The sequence below is a fragment of the Mycobacteroides sp. H001 genome, assembly GCF_001440005.1.
In the GTDB taxonomy this organism is placed as follows: Bacteria; Actinomycetota; Actinomycetes; order Mycobacteriales; family Mycobacteriaceae; genus Mycobacterium; species Mycobacterium gwanakae.
On sequence record NZ_LJYH01000028.1, the window covers coordinates 58,978 to 77,328 of the forward strand.

Consider the following 18,351-nt stretch of genomic DNA (forward strand, 5'->3'; position numbering starts at 1 on the left):
TTGTATGAAGCGGCACCGAGCGGCAACAGGCGGCGCTGATCCCCAAATACTCTGCGTACCAAGCTATTAAGTGCCGAATCATTCGAATTTCCGGGTCTACGATCGTCCACATGAGCGCATCAGAGCACGCAGAAGTGAGTGCAAACCCGCGGGGACGTGACAATCTCACGCCCGCAATCGATCCCTTAGAGCGGCTCCTTGAGCTGTCTGGGGAGATGCAAACCGCGTGGGCCGAAGCGGCCCGAAATAGCCGACGACGCGGCATCTTCGCGCGGCTTTTCATAAGGAAGTAGGTCTGTGGCAACGCGATTCTCGGTCACCGATCATCTAGCAGCTCAGCGCGCGACAGCGGCCTTACCGCAGGCCGCCCGCACCGTCGCTGGACGGACCAAAGCTGCCGTCGCACTTCTGGACAACTTGGAAGCCGCCTGTACCCCCGGCGAGGCACTTGCGGCCTTGGCGCGAAGTCGCCGCGCACGCGCTGGGATTGAGCACGCCGAAGGCGCCATGCTGTTGCTGCTGGTCGAATCCGGCGCCAGTCACAGATCTCTGGCTTCGGCGATGGGAGTAGGCCGATCGACCGTCGATCGGCTGGTAGTCCAAGCGCTCGCCGAACGGGAAGTCAGAAACCAATGATGCTCACACTGCCGCGACACGGGTCTCGCTCAATCAGCAGACAGATACGACCCTGGGAGCAGGCTCTTCTACACACACTTTTATGCCCAACGCGCGTGCGCACGGGGCGTTTCGGCGTTACTACCGTCTCGCGCTCAAACCTGCGCTCAAAGCGCCGCTCAAGACATCGCTCAGGCCCCTGCTCAGACACCCGATACGTCCAAATGAACCAGCGTGGCCGAATATGCCAGCCAGACTGGCTGATTTTTACATTTTCGCATTTCAGGGCATGCAACTGACTGACCACGATTGGAGACGATGAAGATGACTGCAAAACGGCTGACCGCTCAATTGGTCGCTAGGAGAATGGAAGTCGCCGTAGTCCAGAAGGAGATCCCGGCGCCAGCTCTCCAGATGGCCAGAGAGTTGCTGTTTGAGATCGACAGTGGCCGACGGCTCAAAGGTTTAGAGGGGCACGTGCGCGCAGTAATAGCCACCGGCTTTCAGTCCGGTGGCTATGCCGTCGCCGTAGCCGTAAGCGCGAAGGACCTGCGCGGAGCCGTCAAATCGATCAGAGCCGTAGCCTCACTGTCCGAGGCACTCGGACTCGGCGAGGACGACTCGCCCGCAGCCGATTCCGAATCCGAAACTGGCCCGGTCGATGACAACGACGCGGATACCAACTCCGATGCGGAATAAGCCCGAATACAGCACACGGTTTGGCGATTGATCCTTCACAGAACCCGCGCGCCAGATCCACCTCAAACACACCGCGAGCGCCGAAATCCGCCGTGAGGCGATCAGGGCCGTCGGAGCACTCGCTGAATCTCTCCGAATCGGAGACGAATCCATAGATTCAGCCAGTTTCGAACCAGAGCCGACAGACTACTGGGTAACGAAATCGGCTAGTTTCAGGGTCAACTGACGGCTACGTATGGGCCTTTGTTAGCGACCTCGGACTTCCGGCCCGTGTGGGTTCTGCTGTGGACATGAAACGCGGCGTGCGACGAATAGTGTCGAAATCCTTCACACCACCGATTTGCGAGCCGCAGGTAGGCAGTCGCATCGGTCCGGCGACCCTCACCGCCGCAGAGGGGGCATGCTTGTGCCCATTACTGTCTGGGCATGGGAGCGTTCGAAGACCTGCAACCGCTGCACGACCGCGGCGCGCTGTACGCGGCATTCAGCCAGCAGCTGCTGCAGGAAGGGATGGAGGAACAGCTCGGCGGGGATTTCGACTACGCGGTGGACCTCGGCGCCGATTCCATCGCTTTCACCGGCCTGAACACGGGCGCGGCGATCGAGACCACCGTTGAGCTGATCGCGAGTGTGGCTCCCGATCCGCAGACAATCGTGTGGGGCCGCGCGCTGCCCAACGGTGGTCGGTTTTGCGCACAGAAGCTCCTGGAACACGGACGTGCCGAGGGACTGCCCAGCCTGCTCGCCGACGAGGTGCCCTTCTCGGTCGGTGACGACCCCGACGCCGCCGCGCTATACGCCGCGCTCGAGATCGCCGCGGTGACCGCTACCGTGACCGACGGTGGCCTTACCTACGTTGTCGCCCCTGGGGGCGGCGGCACGCATGCGGTACTCCTACTCGGAGACAACCTTGCCTTCGCCCAGCCGCGGATCGACCACCGACTCATGACATGGGTGCCCGCGGTGTTTGGCGCGGGAACGATCATCGACCAGCGCGCCGCCGTACACGGTCTCGCCACGATGTCCGGGTGGGACATCGACTGGACAGACAACTGGGACCGCGCGGAACTCACTGACCCTGCGACCGGCGACTCCGCGACGACCGAGTTCGACGATCACGCCCGACTCATCGCGCTGCGCGGATCGCTGAGCTGAGTCTGACTAATCAGTGATGGGATCTTCCCAGCCGCGGCGCGTACCGCGCGATCGGTCACACGCTCCACTTCCCCGACTCAGCAGCGCAGCGGTCTCAGTGAGAACCTCGCCCGGCGTGTGAACGTAGACCCGCATCGCCAGGACTCCACCGTCTGCATGGCCGAGCCACGCGGCGATCATGGTCACCGGAGCTCCTCGCAGGTTCAGCAGCGACGCGGCCGTGTGCCGGGATGCGTGCAGACGTCGATGCAGAAGGCCCGCATCCTCGAGGCTCTTCTTCCACCACGCGTTCAAGGTTCTCGGCGATAGCGGCGCACCGAGGTCGTGGCAGAAGACGTAGCCGTCGGTTGGGCCGACCCACTTGTTCCCCGACGCGAGCTGGGTGTGTAGCTGCTCGACGCGAGCACGGCGGAGGACCGGAACCACGTGCGGCGGGATAGGCAGTGTGCGCGCCGACGAGATGGTCTTCGCGTCGGACTGCTCGACAGTGCCCGCGGCCGTGGCCACCCGGGTCGCACGCACGGTGAGCGTCGGAGCCTCGGCGTCGAGATCGACTGCAGACCAACGCAGCCCGGCCAGTTCCGCGCGGCGCAGCCCCAGTAGAGCCAAGTGCACGAACGCCTCACGCCTGCGCGCGTACTCGTCGGCGCCTTCGGCGTGGGCGACGCAGAGTTGCTCCACTTCCTCCTCGGTGAGGCTGTCGTCCACCTTCATCGCAGGCTCCCCGCTCGGCTTCCGCAGCGGTTCCACAAGAGCGACGACGTTGCGTGCCAACACCCCTTGCGCGTGTAGGTCGGCCCACACGGTCTTCCACCTGGCCAACATCGGGTTGATGGAGGTGCGCTTCCACACGCCGCGATCCGTGGAACCCATTCGCAACTCAGTGATTAGCGTCTCGACATCGAGCTTGGTGATCTTCTGCGCGAGCACGTCACCGTACTTGTCGACCACCGGAGCGAGCGCCGCGCTGTAGGCATCGCCGGTGGTCGGCTTCACCCGTGCCGACTTCGCGGTGAGCCAGGCTTCGACGGCCTGCCCAACGTTGAGGTCACTCGGCGCGGTGTGCGTGCCTGCGGCCAGCTCGGAGGTCGTCTTCGAGTACCAGTCCTTTGCCTCATCAACCGTCTTGAACCTGCGCTTCGGCTGTACGCGGGTGCCGTCGGGCGCGACGTAGCTGACACGCGCCTCGTAGGTCGGGCCGCGCTTGCCTTCGCAGCGGGTGATGTAACGGGGGAGCCGTGCCATGTGTCAATCCCATCGTGCGTTCCGGTAAAGACCCGGTTCGCGGGACGACACGCCGACTCCTCGCCGCAGGATTCCACGGCGGACGTGTCAAAAAGTGGCAACTTTCAGGGATTTCCGGCGTCAGGCTCAATACCGGAAATACGCCCTGAAGAGCGGTGGCGGAGGGATTTGAACCCCCGGACGGTGTTAGCCGTCTCTCGCTTTCAAGGCGAGTGCATTAGGCCGCTCTGCCACGCCACCGTCGGCAAGCCTAGCGGCTCCGCCGAGCGTATCTACTCCCCGCCGCGGCTCTCGGTGTCGTGGAGCGCATCTTCGGCCCCCTCACCCACTCGCCGGAAGCTCTCGGCGATGGCCGCCTGCTGTGGCCGGGTCAGGCGAGTCAGATAGTGCTCGCGGACACATTCGGAGTACGTACGCATCGCCGCCTCGCCCAGCGTGCGGCCCTGCTCGGTAAGCGCCGCCAAGACCGCCCGGCGGTCCTGGGGCATCGACCCCCGCTTCACCAGCCCCTGTTCCTCAAGGCGGCGCACCTGGTGCGTGATCCGGCTACGCGAAGCCAACAGACTGGTCGCGATATCCCCCATCCGGCAACTACCGTTAGCTGACCGCAACAATTGCTGAAGCACTTGAAAGTCGGTCAACGAAATACCGTGCGAAGCAACCATTTTACGGTTCAACAAAAAATACAACCGGTTAGTCGCTATCCAAAAGTTTTGCCACGAACGAAATTCGGCGAGGTCAAGTCCCGGGACCTCGCTCTCCGAACGTGTACTCATGCACCATCCCCCTCCGTCGACCAAGCCATGGCCTCGACCGCGCCTCCACCCGCACTGTCTGATAACCCGGCGACCACCAATAGCTCGGCATAGTCTGGATGCTATGCACGCTATCACCGTTGACCAGCCGGGTGGGCCAGAAGCGCTGTGCTGGACCGAAGTTCCCGACCCAACTCCGGGACCAGGCGAAATACTGATCGATGTAACGGCCGCCGCAGTTAACCGCGCGGATCTGCTACAGCGCCAGGGCCTGTACCCGATGCCACCCGGCGCGAGTCACATCTTGGGACTCGAATGCTCGGGAGTTATCGCCCAGGTTGGCGCAGATGTATCGGAATGGGCTGTAGGACAAGCTGTTTGTGCACTGCTTTCCGGCGGCGGGTACGCCGAGAAGGTGGTGGTACCGGCCGGCCAGGTACTGCCGATTCCTTCAAACATCAACCTTGATGTCGCGGCGGCGCTACCCGAAGTCGCCTGCACCGTGTGGTCGAACCTGGTGATGACGGCGAGAATGGCTGCCGGACAATCCATCCTGATTCACGGTGGCTCGAGCGGAATCGGCACCCATGCCATTCAGGTGGCCAAGGCGCTCGGCGTTCGGGTTGCGATTACCGCAGGCACCCCCGACAAACTCGACGCCTGTCGTGATCTTGGTGCCGATCTGGCCATCAACTACCGGGCCACCGATTTTGTACAGGCAGTTCACAACTTCACCGACGGTGCCGGGGTCGACCTCATCCTGGACATCATGGGAGCGAAGTATCTGGACCGGAACGTCGATGCTCTCGGCAATGACGGACATCTCGTCATCATCGGTATGCAAGGCGGCGCGGTGGCCGAGCTGAACATCGCCAAGCTGATCACCAAACGCGGCTCTATCACCGCCACCACGCTGCGCGGACGGCCACTGGACGGACCGTCCGGCAAGGCCGCGATCGTCGATGCCGTCACCCAGGACCTGTGGCCGCTTGTCGAGGCGGGAAAGGTCCTGCCGATCGTGGGCGCCGAGATCCCGGTGAGCCAAGCGGGCGAGGCGCACCGCCTGCTGGAGAGCGGAGAGATCGTGGGAAAAGTGCTACTGACGCTCTGACCCGGTGGCGGGTCAGCCCAGCGAGGCGACCGCGCGCACCAGCTGGTCGACCTCGGCGGCCGTCGAATAGTGCCCCAACCCAACCGTTATCGCGCCGCCGATCTCGTTCACACCGATGGCGTCGAGCACCCGCGAGCTGGTGTTGGCGATCGCACACACTCCGTTGTCGGCCAGTCGCTGCACCACCCGATCCGCGGGAATCCCGATCACAGTGAAGCTGAGCGCGGGAATCCGGTCCTCCGGAGCCCCGATGACCATGACCCGTGGCAGAGTCCGCAGAGCGCTCACCAGATACCGGAACAGCCAATCCAGATACGCGCCCGCCGAAGTCAGGGACGTCAGCAGACGCTCACGCCGGGTGCCCGACGCGGACTCGTCCAAACCGGCCAGATACTCCACGCTGGCAACCAGGCCAGCCAGCATCGCGAACTGATGCCCGCCCAGCTCCAGGCGCGCGGGCCCGCTAGCCAACGGGTTGAGCGAAATCGAACTGATCGAATCCAGCAGCGCAGGATCCCGGAAGACCAACGCGCCCACCGGTGGTCCACCCCATGCCGTCGCGTTGAAGGCGACGACATCGGCGTCCAGGTCCTCGATATCAAAGGCGCGATACGGCACCAGGCTGGAACAGTCCATCACCACGAGGCCACCAACCGCGTGCGCGAGCTTGGTGGCCTGCTGCAGATCCGGCACCGTTCCCAGGGTCGAAGAAGCGGCCGTCACCGCCACCAGCCGGGTCGGCTTGGTAATCAAAGACTCCCACTGCCAGGACGGCAGATCACCGGACTCGATATCGACCTCGGCCCACTTGACCTTGGCGCCGTATCGGTTGGCCGAACGCAGCCACGGCTGCACATTGGCCTCTTCGTCGAGCCTGGACACCACCAGCTCATAGCCGAGCCCCGCCTTGGAGGACGACCCCTCCGCCAGGGAGTTGAGCAGAACGGCGCGGTCACTGCCCAGCACCACCCCGCGCGCGTCGGCACCCACCAGATCGGCGGCAGCGTGCCGGGCGGCCTCGAGGACGGCAGCGCTGCGCCGTGCGCTGGGGTGCGGACCCCGCGTGTCGGAAAAGGATCCCCGGAACGCTGTGGATACAGTCGTAGCAACCGCATCGGGGATGAGCATCCCGGCTTGGGTATCGAAATGTACCCACCCGTCGCCGAGGGTCGGGTGCAAACCACGCACCCGGGCGACGTCATAAGCCATGCCAGACACCTTAGATGCTCACCACAGGTCACGGCGCTGAACCCGTCGTTGCACCACGCCCCGACGGACGACGGTTAACGGCGCCGTCTCGTGTAGTCATACTAGAGCAATGTCGTTCGCTTTCGGGGTGGCTACGGCACTGCTGTTGCTGTTCATCCCAGGCTGGCTGATTGGCCGAGCCTTCGGGCTACCAACACATTCGGCCGCCGTCACCGCACCTGCATTGACCTATGGGCTAGTTGGGCTGTGCATCGTCACCTTCGGCTCAATCGGCATACCGTGGAACTCAGTCTCCGCCGGGTTTGCGCTCCTGGGCGCGATCGTCGTCGCTCGGCTGCTGTGGCGTTGGCTGCGGCCAAAAGAGCACGCCGAACAATTCCCGTCACAAAGTCGTGCGGCAGTGATCGCGGTCGCCTTCGGCATCGCGATCGGCTCCGGGCTCATCTTCTACGCATTCGTGCGTGGACTGACCAACTGGCAATCGGTCCCGAGTACCTGGGACTCGATGTGGCACGGGAACACCATCCGCTACATCCTCGACACCGGGCAAGCATCGTCGACCCGGATGGGTGACCTCCGCAACGTCGAGACACACGCGACGCTCTACTACCCGTCGGCCTTCCACGGGCTGGCCGCGGTGCTGAGCCAACTAACCGGAGCGGCTCCCACAACGAGTTACACGCTGTACGCGGTGGCCGGGTCGCTGCTCTTCCCGCTCAGCGCCGCGGCGCTGGCCTGGCAGATGCTGCGCGGCCGCGCCAGCCGCACCTTCCAGGCCGGTTGCGCCGCCACCGCCGCTGCACTCTCGGCCTCATTCACGGCGCTGCCCTACGTGGAGTTCTACGTGGCAGCCGTGCCGAACCTGATGTCCTTCGCCCTGGTGGGTCCCACGGTAATCGCCGTCACGAGCGTGGTCGCCGACCGCAGCCGCATACCGGTGGCGGTGCTGGCATTCGTGGGAATCGCCTCGGTGCACACCTCGGGCGCCATCGTGGCGGTCGTCTTCGTGGCCGCCTGGTGGCTCCTTGCACCACTGTCCCGATACCGCGGCAAGGAACACAAGCCCCGACGCCGGGTGGGAAATGGGTTCTTGCCGTTGGCCATTGCCGGTGTCGTCTCTCTGGTGCTGCTCTATCCGCAATTGCGCACCCTGCTCCAGCTGTCCGAGATCATCGCCGGACACCAATTCACCACTCCGTGGGGAAAGAAGCGTGCGCTGCTGGACGCCCTCACCCAGCACACCCGCCACCTCGCCGACTACCCGGTGCAGTCTGCCCTGTTCTGGCTGGCCCTTCTCGGCGCTGCCGTACTGATCGTGAAGCGGGTGTACTGGCCACTTGCCGTCTGGCTGCTGCTGATCGTGGCAATTGTCCACTCCTCCAAACCCTTTGGCGGTTTCATCGGCCGCGCGGTGGCCCTGTTCTCCGATGCCTTCTACAGCGACCCGCGCAGGCTGTCGGCCATCGTGTGTCTGCTGCTGGCCCCGGCCGCCGGGATCGGTTTGTTCACGCTGGCCTACGCCGTGCTGACGAGGCTGCGAGGGGAACGCACCCGACAATGGGCGCTCGTGGCCACGGCCATCGCGTTGGCCGCGGTCTGCGCCTTCTCCGCCCGGCACTACTTCTTGCCGCACAAGTACCTCGTGGGCGCCAAACACGACCAGGTGATGGTCGGGTCCAAGAAGCTCGACGCCTTCGCCTACCTGGCCACCCTGCCGGGTGCCAAAGACACCACCATCGGCGACGGAAACGTAGACGGCTCGGGCTGGATGTACGCGGTGGCGGGACTGCACCCGCTGTGGACGCACTACGACTTCCCGCAGCAACAGGGTCCGGGCTATCACCGGTACATCTTCTGGGCCTACGCCGACGACGCCGATACCGATCGGCGCGTGACCGACGCTGTGCACGCGCTGAACATTCGCTACGTCATGACCAGTACTCCCGTGGTCCAGGGGTTCAAGGTTCCCGACGGACTAAGGTCGTTGGACATATCCCGATCATGGAGAAAGCTGTACGACAACGGCGCCGCCCAGATCTACGAGTGGGTCGGCGATCGGAAACCACAGGCGGAAGGTGACAGATGACCCATCCCGGTCAGGACGATGACGACGACCAGGTGATCATTCTGGGCGCCGGCGATGCCGACAAGGCCGCCGACAGCGCCGACGACGACCCGTCCATCACGGATCTCGTCGAGCAACCCGCCAAGGTGATGCGCATCGGCACGATGATCAAGCAGCTTCTCGAGGAGGTGCGCGCTGCTCCCCTCGACGATGCCAGCCGCTCCCGGCTGCGCGAGATCCACGCCGCCTCCATCGCCGAGCTGGAAGACGGATTGGCCCCCGAACTCCGCGAGGAACTGGAGCGCCTCGCCCTGCCGTTCAACGAGGAGAGCATTCCTTCCGACGCCGAGCTGCGTATCGCGCAGGCACAGTTGGTGGGCTGGCTGGAGGGGCTGTTCCACGGCATCCAGACCGCTCTCTTCGCTCAGCAGATGGCGGCGCGCGCGCAGCTACAGCAGATGCGTCAAGGTGTTCTGCCGCCCGGTCTTTCCGTACCCGCGCAGGGCGGCGGCAGCGGCACCGGCCAGTACCTGTAAGCCCCGGGAACATGGTCCGTATCCAGACCCACGAGGCGTGGGTGGAATTCCCGATTTTCGACGCCAAATCGCGCTCGCTGAAGAAGGCGTTTCTCGGCAAGGCAGGCGGCGCCATCGGCCGCAACGAATCGAACGTCGTGGTCATCGAGGCGCTGCGAGACATCACGCTGTCTCTCAAGGAGGGCGATCGTGTCGGGCTCGTCGGCCACAACGGCGCGGGCAAATCGACTCTGCTGCGGCTTCTTTCGGGAATCTACGAACCCACCCGGGGCAGCTCGTACGTCCAGGGGCGGGTGGCGCCCGTATTCGATCTGGGCGTGGGTATGGACCCCGAGATCTCGGGGTACGAGAACATCATCATCCGCGGCATGTTCCTGGGGCAGACCCGTAAACAGATGCAGGCCAAGGTCGACGAGATCGCCGACTTCACCGAACTCGGCGAGTACCTCTCCATGCCGCTGCGCACGTACTCCACCGGTATGCGCGTCCGGCTGGCGATGGGCGTGGTCACCAGCATCGACCCGGAGATCCTGCTGCTCGACGAGGGCATCGGAGCGGTTGATGCCGAGTTCATGAAAAAGGCCCGAATTCGGTTGCAGCAGTTAGTGGAACGGTCCGGCATGCTCGTCTTCGCCAGTCATTCCAACGAATTTCTGGCCCGACTGTGTAACACGGCGATGTGGATCGACCACGGCACCATCAAGATGAGCGGCGGCATAGAAGAGGTGGTCCGCGCCTACGAAGGCAACGAGGCCGGCGATCACGTGGCCCAGATTCTGGCCGAAGACGTCCATGAGTGACTTGACCGGCGGTGTTGTCGCCGTCGTCGTCACCTACCGACGCGCCGCAGAACTGGCCGAGTCGCTCAAGATCGTCACGACGCAGACCGTCCCGCCGAACCATCTTGTGGTGGTGGACAACGACAACGATCCCGCCGTCAAGGCCCTGGTCGACAGCCAACCCATCGCCACCACATACCTGGGTTCCCACCGGAACCTCGGTGGCGCTGGAGGATTCGCGCTCGGCATGTTGCATGCGCTCACCCTCGGCGCTGCCTGGGTATGGCTTGCCGACGACGACGGCCGCCCGGGCAGCACCGATGTTCTCGAGACACTGCTGGCCTGTGCCCGGAAGCATCGCCTCGCCGAGGTGTCACCGGTGGTGTGCGATATCGATGACCCTGGCCGGCTGGCGTTTCCTTTGCGTCGCGGACTGGTGTGGCGCCGACGGGTCGAGGAACTGCGCACCGAGGCGGGCCAAGACCTGTTGCCGGGCATCGCCTCGCTATTCAACGGCGCACTGTTTCGCGCCGAAACCCTGGAGGCCGTAGGCGTTCCTGATCTGCGCCTATTCGTGCGCGGCGACGAGGTGGACGTACACCGGCGGCTCGTGCGCTCGGGTCTGCCGTTCGGAACCTGCCTGGACACGACATACCTGCACCCCAACGGCGCCGCCGAGTTCAAGCCGATTCTGGGCGGGCGCATGCACACCCAGTATCCAGACGATGCCACCAAGCGGTACTTCACCTACCGCAACCGCGGGTACCTGATGTCCCAGCCCGGCATGCGCAAGCTGCTGCCGCAGGAATGGGTGCGCTTCGGGTGGTACTTCCTGATCACGCGCCGCGACGTTGCCGGACTGCGCGACTGGATCGCGTTGCGGCGCTTGGGCCGACGTGAGCAGTTCGGACGGCCCGGCAACCCGACTCCCTCAGTACAGGAGCGACATGACGATTGAGGACCTCGCCTCGGACTCCCGCACCTTCAAACGTGCATGGCGTGACCTGTCGGAAGGCTTCGAGCACCGGCAGCTCTGGTTGCAGCTGGGCTGGCAGGACATCAAGCAGCGTTACCGCCGCTCGGTACTGGGGCCGTTCTGGATCACCATTGCCACCGGCTCGACCGCCCTGGCGATGGGCCTGCTGTATTCGCAGCTGTTCAAACTCCCGCTGGCCGAACATCTGCCCTACGTGACCATCGGTTTGATTGTCTGGAATCTGTTCAATGCCGCGATCTTGGAGGGCTCGGACGTCTTCGTCGCGAACGAAGGACTGATCAAGCAGCTGCCGACACCGCTGAGCGTGCACGTCTACCGACTGGTCTGGCGGCAGCTGCTGCTGTTCGCCCACAACATCATCATCTTTCTCGTCGTCGTGGCCGTGTATCCGCCGCACTGGCATATCACCGATCTCAGCTTCATTCCCGCGCTGATACTGATCACCCTGAATTGTGTTTGGGTTTCACTGGTTTTCGGCGTGCTGGCGACCCGCTATCGAGATATCTCTCCACTGCTGGGCAGCCTGGTGCAGCTGTTGTTCTTCATGACGCCGATCATCTGGAACGAGAGCATGCTCAATGAGCGGGCCGGAAAACTGGCCGCCGCGGTGCAGCTCAACCCGTTCGTGCATTTCCTGGCCATCATCCGCGATCCGCTGCTCGGGCTCGATCAGCAGCTGCACCACTGGATCATCGCGATCGCCATCACCGTCGTCGGTTGGACCGTCGCGATCCTGGTGATGCGCCAGTACCGCGCCCGGGTCCCATACTGGGTCTAGTCATGCCAGAGATAAGCGCGCGGGAACACCGATGGCTGCCGGTGTCTGCCTGCGCCGCCTTCATCGTCTTCGCACTGCTCTGGATCGGCTATGCCCAGCAGTGGGATTGGCTGTCTCGACTGGACATCGCGGCACTGGCCCCCGCGCATGACTACGGAATCGCGCACCCCGGCTGGGTCACCGCCTGGGACGTGTTCGCCACCGCCTTGGGTCCGGGGGCATTCCGCATCGCGGTGGCCGTCGTCATCGTCGTGCTGCTGGTGCAGCGTCAGCGACGCCCGGCGATGTTCCTGCTGATCACCGTGGAACTCAGCGCGCTGGTGACCGAGTTGGCGAAACTGCTCGCGGGCCGCCCGCGCCCGGCGACCAGGTTGGTCGATGCGTACGGATCCTCGTTCCCGTCTGGACATGCCCTGGGCGTCATGGTCGGTGTGCTGGCGTTGCTCACCGTCTTCCTGCCGAAAGCGGTTGCCGCGCTGCGCCCCTGGCTCGCGGTGCTCGGTGGTGTGCTGATTCTGGCGATCGGCGTCAGCCGAGTTCTGCTCAACGTCCACAACCCCTCGGACGTGCTGGCAGGGTGGGCGTTGGGATACGCGTACTTCATTGCCTGCCTGTTGGTGCTGCCGCCCTGGCCTCAGGGCAGCGGGCGGAGCACCGCCAGCGCCCGGTAGCGGACCTTGAAGCGCGCCTCCGGGTATTTGTCGCCGGCCTCACCGTCATGCGCAATCACCGTCGGACCATCCACCGCGGTGAACGTGAACTCCGGCACCTGCAGCTCGTGATAGAGCGGGCTACGCTGCAAGCGGCCGAATGCCAGCGCGCAGAGGATTCGCACGCTGCTGAACCTGCGGCCGGTCTCCAGGATGCGCACGTCGATCAACCCGTCATCCAGACGGCTTCGCAGTGAAGGGGCGAAACCCGCCGGCAAGTAGACCGAGTTGCCCAGGAAGAACAGTGATGTCTGAATGGTCTTGTTATCGAACCGGATACGTACTGGATGATCGCGCCGCAGCATGTGCAGCATCGCGTACACACTCGCCAGCGGCTTGCCAATCCGGCGTTCGAGCTTCTCCCGGATCTGTACGTACTTCGGATAGGAACCGATGCTGGCGGTGTTGATCACCACCTGGTCTTCGTTCAGGTAGACCAGATCGACGCGGCTGGCGCTGCCCCTGCGGATGGCATCGACCGTCTTGGCCACGCTGTCACAGCCGATGTCCTTGGCGAAGTGGTTGAACGTGCCACCGGGGAAAACCGCCAGCGGTGTATCGGTCTGAGCCGCAACACCGGCCGCGCACGCCACCGTGCCGTCACCGCCGCCCACCGCGAGCACTTCGGCCCGGGCCGCCGCGCTGCGCATCACCTCGATCACGTCATCGTCTTTGTCGAGTTCGACGATCTCAGCGCGCGGCAAGGCTTTCCGCACCTGATCCAGGATCCGCTGCCCGGTTCCGTCACCGGAGGCCGGGTTGACCACCAAGACCACGCCCTCGCCCTCGGGCCGTGCGGCAGTCACCACCCGCAGCGGATCTGCCGCACGCACCGTCGCCGGCGCGATGGGCGGCACCACCCGTGCACCCAGCACTGCTATCCCCGCGCCGATCCCGAATCCGGCGAACACATCGCCGGGATAGTGGACACCCGTGGCCACGCGCGACAGACCCACCAATCCGGCAAGGAGCGAGAGCCCAAAGCCCACCGGCGGACTTTCGAGGCCAACGCCCACCGCGAAGGCCGCCGCACTCGCCGAATGGCCCGAGGGCAGTGATGACGACGTGGGGATGCGCCTGCTGCGCCGCATCAGCGGCACCGAGAGGTGGTTGGGACGAGCGCGCCGCCGCAGCCGCTTGGCCACCTGGTTGGTGACCGCACTCGTCACAGCCAGTGTCAACAGGCCACGCGTGGCGCCGCGCTGCATTGCCGGCTTGCCGAACATGGCCAGCCCGGCGCCGATCCCGATCCACAGTTTGGAATGGTCGGCAGCGCGAGTGAGCCGGGGCATGACGGTGTCGAGCAGCGGACTCGGTGACTCCGCAATCGCTTCGAACACTTCTCGGTCGAGTGTGCCGAGACCGTCACCAATCTGCCGCAGACCGCGCAGGGAATTACGAGATGGAAAGAAACCCATGGAATTCAACATATCTGCGCACGGGCCCTCGGCGCTGTCTATCGCGGGTGGCTGATATCAGCAGCTGATCGCGGGCGGTTTCGCGTCTGCGCGGAACGAGACGTGTACGTGATCCATGTGATTGGCGGTCGGACTGCCGCGGTTCTCCATCATCGACCAGCCATTGCCGTCGTTGTACCGCTGCTGCCAGATCACGTACGTCACTCCCAACCGATCACGGTTGGCAAGCACGAAGTTCGCAAGCGCCGTACCGGTGGTGTTGGAGCTCGTCATGAAGTCCAGGGCCAGACCGCGGCCATGGTCACCGCCGCCGCCACGCCCGCTGGCACCGCCGATGTCACCGATGCCGAACATCGTCTTCAAGAAATTGCCCGCTTGCGCCACCGCCGGTTGTGCACCTGCCAACACCGTCGAGCATGGCTTGATGGCCCTGGCCCTGGCCTCCAGGGCCAGCGCCTCGGCCGAGACATAGCGCCGGTCCCGCTGCGCACGCGGCAGGTCGGCGATCAGGACGATCGCCTTCTCTTCCGGCTTCAGTGAAAGCTGGACGTCCGGCTTCCCGACTTCGCTCACTACCCCCATCACGGCGGCACCGGCAACGAGTGACAGGCCGAGGCCCGCGACGCGAGAGAGCGGCATCGCGGGCCTCTTCCTACCGTCGTTCGCACGCCATCTCGCCGAGATCACCCGGTCAGATTACGAAACGATCACGCTTCTGTCACGCCGACGGCGAAGAATGTGGCAAATCTAGCCACGCTTCGGAGGTGCGTTGCGGGTAGTGACAGCGATGCGATTCCAGGCGTTGATCGTCAGGATCATCCCGATGATCTGCCCCAGCTCCCGCTCGGTGAACACCGCCGCTGCGCGCGCGTAGGTCGCATCGGACACGTGCTCACCAGCGGAAAGGACAGTGGCTTCCTCAGTGAGGGCCAGTGCGGCCTTCTCCCGTTCGGTGTAGATGTCGCCTGCCTCGGCCCAGGCATTCAGCAGGTAGATGCGCTGCTCGGTCTCTCCCTGCTTGCGGGCATCGTGGGTGTGCATATCGAGACAGAACGCACAGTGGTTGAGCTGGGAGGCGCGGATCTTGATCAGCTCGGCAAGGCTGGGCTCGACGTCCTTGGCCGAGGCGATGCTCAACGCCATCATGGCCTCGTAAACCTCGGGCGAGACCTTGTCCATGCGGATTCTTGGGGCATTCAGGGTGCTTGTCATGCCTTAACGGTAGGAGCAGAAAGGCCCATACTCATGGTTCAATCTGACCATGAGTTCGTGGGCCAATTCGGGAATACCGGAACCGCGTCCCCTCAGCCACGATCTGCATCTGGACCTGCGTCACGCCATCACCCCCGGTACCCGCGGCGTCCGCGATGTGTTGATCACCGCTCTCCGCGAGGCAGTCCGGTCCGGGCGTCTGACGGTGGGTGCGATGCTGCCGCCCTCCCGCACCCTGGCAGTCGATCTCGGACTGGCGCGCAACACCGTCGCCGAGGCCTACGCGGAGCTTGTCGCCGAAGGCTGGCTTGAATCGCGGCAGGGCTCGGGTACCCGGGTGGTCAATCGGGTCCAGAACCAGTTGCCGCCGCGGTCACGCGGAGCGGGCTCTCCGCCGCCCCATAACCTCATGCCCGGCTCCGGAGACGTCACCGCCTTCCCCCGCACCGACTGGGTCACCTCCGTGCGCCGGGCGCTGAGCAACGCGCCCCACGAGGCCCTGCGTGCGGGCGACCCACGCGGACGTCCCGAATTGCGCTCTGCCGTCGCCGAATACGTGGGCCGGGTGCGGGGCGTGCGAACCTCACCGGATTCGGTCGTCATCTGCGCGGGCACCCGTCATGCCGTGGAGATCCTCACCCGCATGTATGGACTGATCCAGCCGATCGCTCTGGAAGCATACGGGCTCTTCATCTTTCGCGACTGCATCGAAGCCACGGGCGGCTCCAGCATCCCGATCGGATTCGACGAGGAGGGCGCCGTGGTCAGCGACCTTGACACCCTCGACGTGCGCGCCGCCATGATCACCCCCGCCCACCATTTTCCGCACGGGCTGCCGCTGCACCCGGCTCGTCGCACCGCAGTGGTGGACTGGGCGCGCCGCACCGACTCCTACGTCCTGGAAGACGACTACGACGGCGAGTTCCGGTACGACCGGCAGCCCGTCGGCGCGCTGCAAAGCCTCGACCCCGATCGCGTCGTCTACCTCGGCTCGGCGAGCAAGAGCCTGGCCCCGGTGCTGCGCCTGGGCTGGATGGTGCTGCCACCGGACCTGGTGGACGCCGCCGTGGCGGCCGCCGGGGGCGGGCAGTGGTACGTCGACGCCATCTCGCAACTGACCATGGCGGACTTCATCGCCGGTGGCCACTACGACCGGCACATCCGGCGGATGCGCGGCCGATACCGGCGCCGGCGCGACCAACTCGTCGCACGACTCTCGGAGTACCACGTCGGGGTCCGTGGACTCTCGGCCGGACTGCATCTGCTGCTGACGCTGCCCGACGGGGCCGAACCCGACGTGCTGTATCGAGCAGGAGAGGCGGGGGTGGCGCTGGCCGGGCTGTCGCGGCTGCGGCACCCCCAGGCCGGTCCGCATATCCCGGATCCGGACGGGGTGGTCGTCAGCTTCGGCACACCTGCCGATCACGGTTTCACACCGGCCGTCGACGCGCTCTGCGGTGTGCTGGCGGCCGCGGGCCTCTAGCGCGCAGACATCCGAGTGGCACCGTCTGGCAGTGCCGTGCCTCGTCATGGCAGCAGGTCAACGCCATGGTTGAGGCATGCCCATCTTCGAGTCTTCCGCCGGCCCCATCCGCTACCGCGATGACGGCGACGGTCCTGCGATCGTCTTCGTACACGGACTGTTCGTCACCAGCACCATGTGGCGCAAGGTCACCGAACCGCTGAGCCAACGGTTCCGATGCATCGCACCGGATCTGCCCCTGGGCGCGCACGCGACTCCGATGAACGCGAGCGCGAACCTCACCCCACGCTCGGTGGCGGGGCTGATCCGGGAAATGATCGAGTCCCTCGGCCTCGACAACGTCACCATCGTCGCGACCGATACCGGCGGCGCCATCACACAGCTGCTCCTCGCGGACGGCTGCGACCGGATCGGGCGGGTGGTGCTGACCCCCTGCGACTCGTTCGACAACTTCCTGCCGATGTCGATTCGCATCTTCCAGTACTGGGCACGCATTCCCGGCACCGATTTCGTGTTGCGCCCGTTCCGGCTCAAGATCGCGCAACGCGCTCTCGGTAACACCCTTGCCAAGCACTCCATCCCCGAGGATGTGCTCGGCGAGTGGGTTTTGCTACAGAACAAGGCCGTGCGGCGCGATGTGCGGGCGTTCCTGCGCGGTATCGACTACCACGACACGCTGGCCGCGGCCGAGACACTGCGCACCTTCGACAAACCGGTGCTGCTGCTCTGGCCGCGCAAGCTGCCATTCTTCCCGTTCGCGCATGCGCAACGATGGGTGCAGCTACTGCCCGACGCACGACTCGTCGAGGTACCGGACAGCTACACCTTCGTCAGTGAGGACCAGCCCGAGCTCATGGTGAAGGAGATCGAGGCGTTCGTCCCGCAACGAGTGTGAGTGCTTACTCGTCGTCTTTGGCGTGGTCGGGGACTCCCGGGTTGGGATCGCGCGACAGGTCGATCAGCGGATCAAGTCCTTCGCCTTCGGCCCGCTCGTGCCTTCCGTGCTCTGGAGTCGTCATGGTTGCCCCTCACGCATCGATGTTCCAGCAATCTTGTTAGAGAACCCTTTGGGACCCTACCCGCGCGCGGAAAGTCGTGCGCAGGGCCCGTTGATTGGCGCTGTGGCCAGGCACCTGGCATAGGCTCTGGCCCGTGTCAGGTGTCCCAGCCGAGCAGGCTCCGCTGTCGCTGACCACTCAAGCGACCCGTTTCGTCATCACCGGTGGGCTTTCGGCCGTCGTCGACTTCGGGCTCTATGTGCTGCTCTACAAGGTCGCCGGGGTGCAGCCCGACCTCGCCAAGGCCATCGGCTTCATCGCTGGCACCACCACGGCCTACCTGATCAACCGGCGTTGGACGTTCCAGGCGCCGCCCAGCACCGCCCGGCTGATCGCGGTGTGGGCGCTGTACCTGACGACCTTCTTCGTCCAGGTGGGCCTCAACCATCTGTTCCTGGGGCTGCTGAACTACACGCCCACCGCGGTGCTCGTGGCCTTTGTCATCGCTCAGGGCACCGCGACTGTCATCAACTTCATCGTCCAGCGCGCCGTGATTTTCCGGCTGCGCTGAGTCGTCCGCCGGTCG

The 18,351-nt window shown here is 64.8% G+C and carries 18 protein-coding genes, 1 tRNA gene and 1 pseudogene; 13 read left to right on the forward strand and 7 right to left on the reverse strand.

Annotated elements, in window-relative coordinates; translation table 11 throughout:
• Positions 1-297: 297 nt before the first annotated feature.
• The 3 genes from AOT83_RS11030 (at position 298) to AOT83_RS11040 (ending at position 2,469) form a co-directional block, all read left to right on the forward strand.
• Positions 298-636, forward strand: coding sequence for a hypothetical protein (locus AOT83_RS11030; RefSeq protein ID WP_057965327.1), 339 nt, complete (start codon positions 298-300; stop codon positions 634-636).
• A 297-nt stretch (positions 637-933) separates the two neighbouring features.
• The gene (locus tag AOT83_RS11035; protein ID WP_057965328.1) at positions 934-1,314 is read left to right on the forward strand and encodes a hypothetical protein; all 381 of its coding nucleotides are present in this window, start codon (positions 934-936) and stop codon (positions 1,312-1,314) included.
• Positions 1,315-1,740: 426 nt separating this feature from the next.
• Positions 1,741-2,469 (forward strand): DUF6882 domain-containing protein, encoded by a 729-nt coding sequence (locus AOT83_RS11040; RefSeq protein ID WP_057965329.1) that lies wholly within the window; start codon positions 1,741-1,743, stop codon positions 2,467-2,469.
• 6 nt (positions 2,470-2,475) lie between these two features.
• On the opposite strand, the gene AOT83_RS11045 is transcribed toward AOT83_RS11040, so the two are convergent.
• The 3 genes from AOT83_RS11045 to AOT83_RS11055 form a co-directional block, all read right to left on the reverse strand.
• A complete protein-coding gene (locus AOT83_RS11045) occupies positions 2,476-3,714 on the reverse strand; it encodes a site-specific integrase (RefSeq protein ID WP_057965330.1) in 1,239 nt (412 codons plus the stop codon).
• Positions 3,715-3,867: 153 nt separating this feature from the next.
• A tRNA-Ser gene (locus AOT83_RS11050) sits at positions 3,868-3,954 on the reverse strand.
• Between the two features lie 32 nt (positions 3,955-3,986).
• Positions 3,987-4,490, reverse strand: a complete 504-nt coding sequence (locus tag AOT83_RS11055) for a MarR family transcriptional regulator (RefSeq protein WP_057965331.1) — start codon at positions 4,488-4,490, stop codon at positions 3,987-3,989.
• A 103-nt stretch (positions 4,491-4,593) separates the two neighbouring features.
• Here AOT83_RS11055 and AOT83_RS11060 point away from each other — a divergent pair, with 103 nt between their 5' ends.
• Positions 4,594-5,580 carry an NAD(P)H-quinone oxidoreductase gene (locus tag AOT83_RS11060; RefSeq protein WP_057965332.1) on the forward strand — a complete coding sequence of 329 codons (987 nt, stop codon included), beginning with the start codon at positions 4,594-4,596 and terminating at the stop codon, positions 5,578-5,580.
• Between the two features lie 12 nt (positions 5,581-5,592).
• On the opposite strand, the gene AOT83_RS11065 is transcribed toward AOT83_RS11060, so the two are convergent.
• The gene (locus AOT83_RS11065) at positions 5,593-6,789 is read right to left on the reverse strand and encodes a cysteine desulfurase-like protein (protein WP_030096083.1); all 1,197 of its coding nucleotides are present in this window, start codon (positions 6,787-6,789) and stop codon (positions 5,593-5,595) included.
• A gap of 109 nt (positions 6,790-6,898) precedes the next feature.
• Here AOT83_RS11065 and AOT83_RS11070 point away from each other — a divergent pair, with 109 nt between their 5' ends.
• The 6 genes and pseudogenes from AOT83_RS11070 (at position 6,899) to AOT83_RS11095 (ending at position 12,625) form a co-directional block, all read left to right on the forward strand.
• Complete coding sequence (locus AOT83_RS11070) at positions 6,899-8,875, forward strand: DUF6541 family protein (protein WP_057965333.1); 1,977 nt, start codon at positions 6,899-6,901, stop codon at positions 8,873-8,875.
• A complete protein-coding gene (locus tag AOT83_RS11075) occupies positions 8,872-9,390 on the forward strand; it encodes a bacterial proteasome activator family protein (RefSeq protein ID WP_057965334.1) in 519 nt (172 codons plus the stop codon). The genes AOT83_RS11070 and AOT83_RS11075 overlap by 4 nt, the downstream gene beginning before the upstream one ends.
• An 11-nt stretch (positions 9,391-9,401) precedes the next feature.
• Positions 9,402-10,190, forward strand: a complete 789-nt coding sequence (locus tag AOT83_RS11080) for an ABC transporter ATP-binding protein (protein ID WP_057965335.1) — start codon at positions 9,402-9,404, stop codon at positions 10,188-10,190.
• Positions 10,183-11,127, forward strand: a complete 945-nt coding sequence (locus AOT83_RS11085) for a glycosyltransferase family 2 protein (RefSeq protein ID WP_057965336.1) — start codon at positions 10,183-10,185, stop codon at positions 11,125-11,127. The genes AOT83_RS11080 and AOT83_RS11085 overlap by 8 nt, the downstream gene beginning before the upstream one ends.
• On the forward strand, positions 11,117-11,944 hold the full coding sequence (locus AOT83_RS11090) for an ABC transporter permease (protein WP_057965337.1): 828 nt from the start codon (positions 11,117-11,119) through the stop codon (positions 11,942-11,944). The genes AOT83_RS11085 and AOT83_RS11090 overlap by 11 nt, the downstream gene beginning before the upstream one ends.
• A gap of 2 nt (positions 11,945-11,946) precedes the next feature.
• A pseudogene (locus AOT83_RS11095) lies at positions 11,947-12,625 on the forward strand (phosphatase PAP2 family protein).
• Here AOT83_RS11095 and AOT83_RS11100 read toward each other — a convergent pair.
• The 3 genes from AOT83_RS11100 to AOT83_RS11110 all read right to left on the reverse strand — a co-directional run bounded on the left by AOT83_RS11100 (position 12,579) and on the right by AOT83_RS11110 (position 15,284).
• Entirely contained in the window at positions 12,579-14,072 is a 1,494-nt protein-coding gene (locus AOT83_RS11100; RefSeq protein WP_057965339.1) for a bifunctional phosphatase PAP2/diacylglycerol kinase family protein, read from the reverse strand. The pseudogene AOT83_RS11095 and the gene AOT83_RS11100 sit on opposite strands and share 47 nt — an antisense overlap.
• Before the next feature lie 57 nt (positions 14,073-14,129).
• Entirely contained in the window at positions 14,130-14,711 is a 582-nt protein-coding gene (locus AOT83_RS11105) for a hypothetical protein (protein WP_057965340.1), read from the reverse strand.
• Between the two features lie 108 nt (positions 14,712-14,819).
• Entirely contained in the window at positions 14,820-15,284 is a 465-nt protein-coding gene (locus AOT83_RS11110) for a carboxymuconolactone decarboxylase family protein (protein ID WP_030096091.1), read from the reverse strand.
• A gap of 49 nt (positions 15,285-15,333) precedes the next feature.
• Between AOT83_RS11110 and AOT83_RS11115 the strand changes: the two genes are divergently transcribed.
• The 3 genes from AOT83_RS11115 (at position 15,334) to AOT83_RS11125 (ending at position 18,336) form a co-directional block, all read left to right on the forward strand.
• A complete protein-coding gene (locus AOT83_RS11115) occupies positions 15,334-16,767 on the forward strand; it encodes a PLP-dependent aminotransferase family protein (RefSeq protein WP_057965341.1) in 1,434 nt (477 codons plus the stop codon).
• Between the two features lie 76 nt (positions 16,768-16,843).
• Positions 16,844-17,662 carry an alpha/beta hydrolase gene (locus AOT83_RS11120; protein WP_057965342.1) on the forward strand — a complete coding sequence of 273 codons (819 nt, stop codon included), beginning with the start codon at positions 16,844-16,846 and terminating at the stop codon, positions 17,660-17,662.
• 257 nt (positions 17,663-17,919) lie between these two features.
• Positions 17,920-18,336, forward strand: coding sequence for a GtrA family protein (locus AOT83_RS11125; RefSeq protein WP_030096094.1), 417 nt, complete (start codon positions 17,920-17,922; stop codon positions 18,334-18,336).
• Positions 18,337-18,351: the final 15 nt, after the last annotated feature.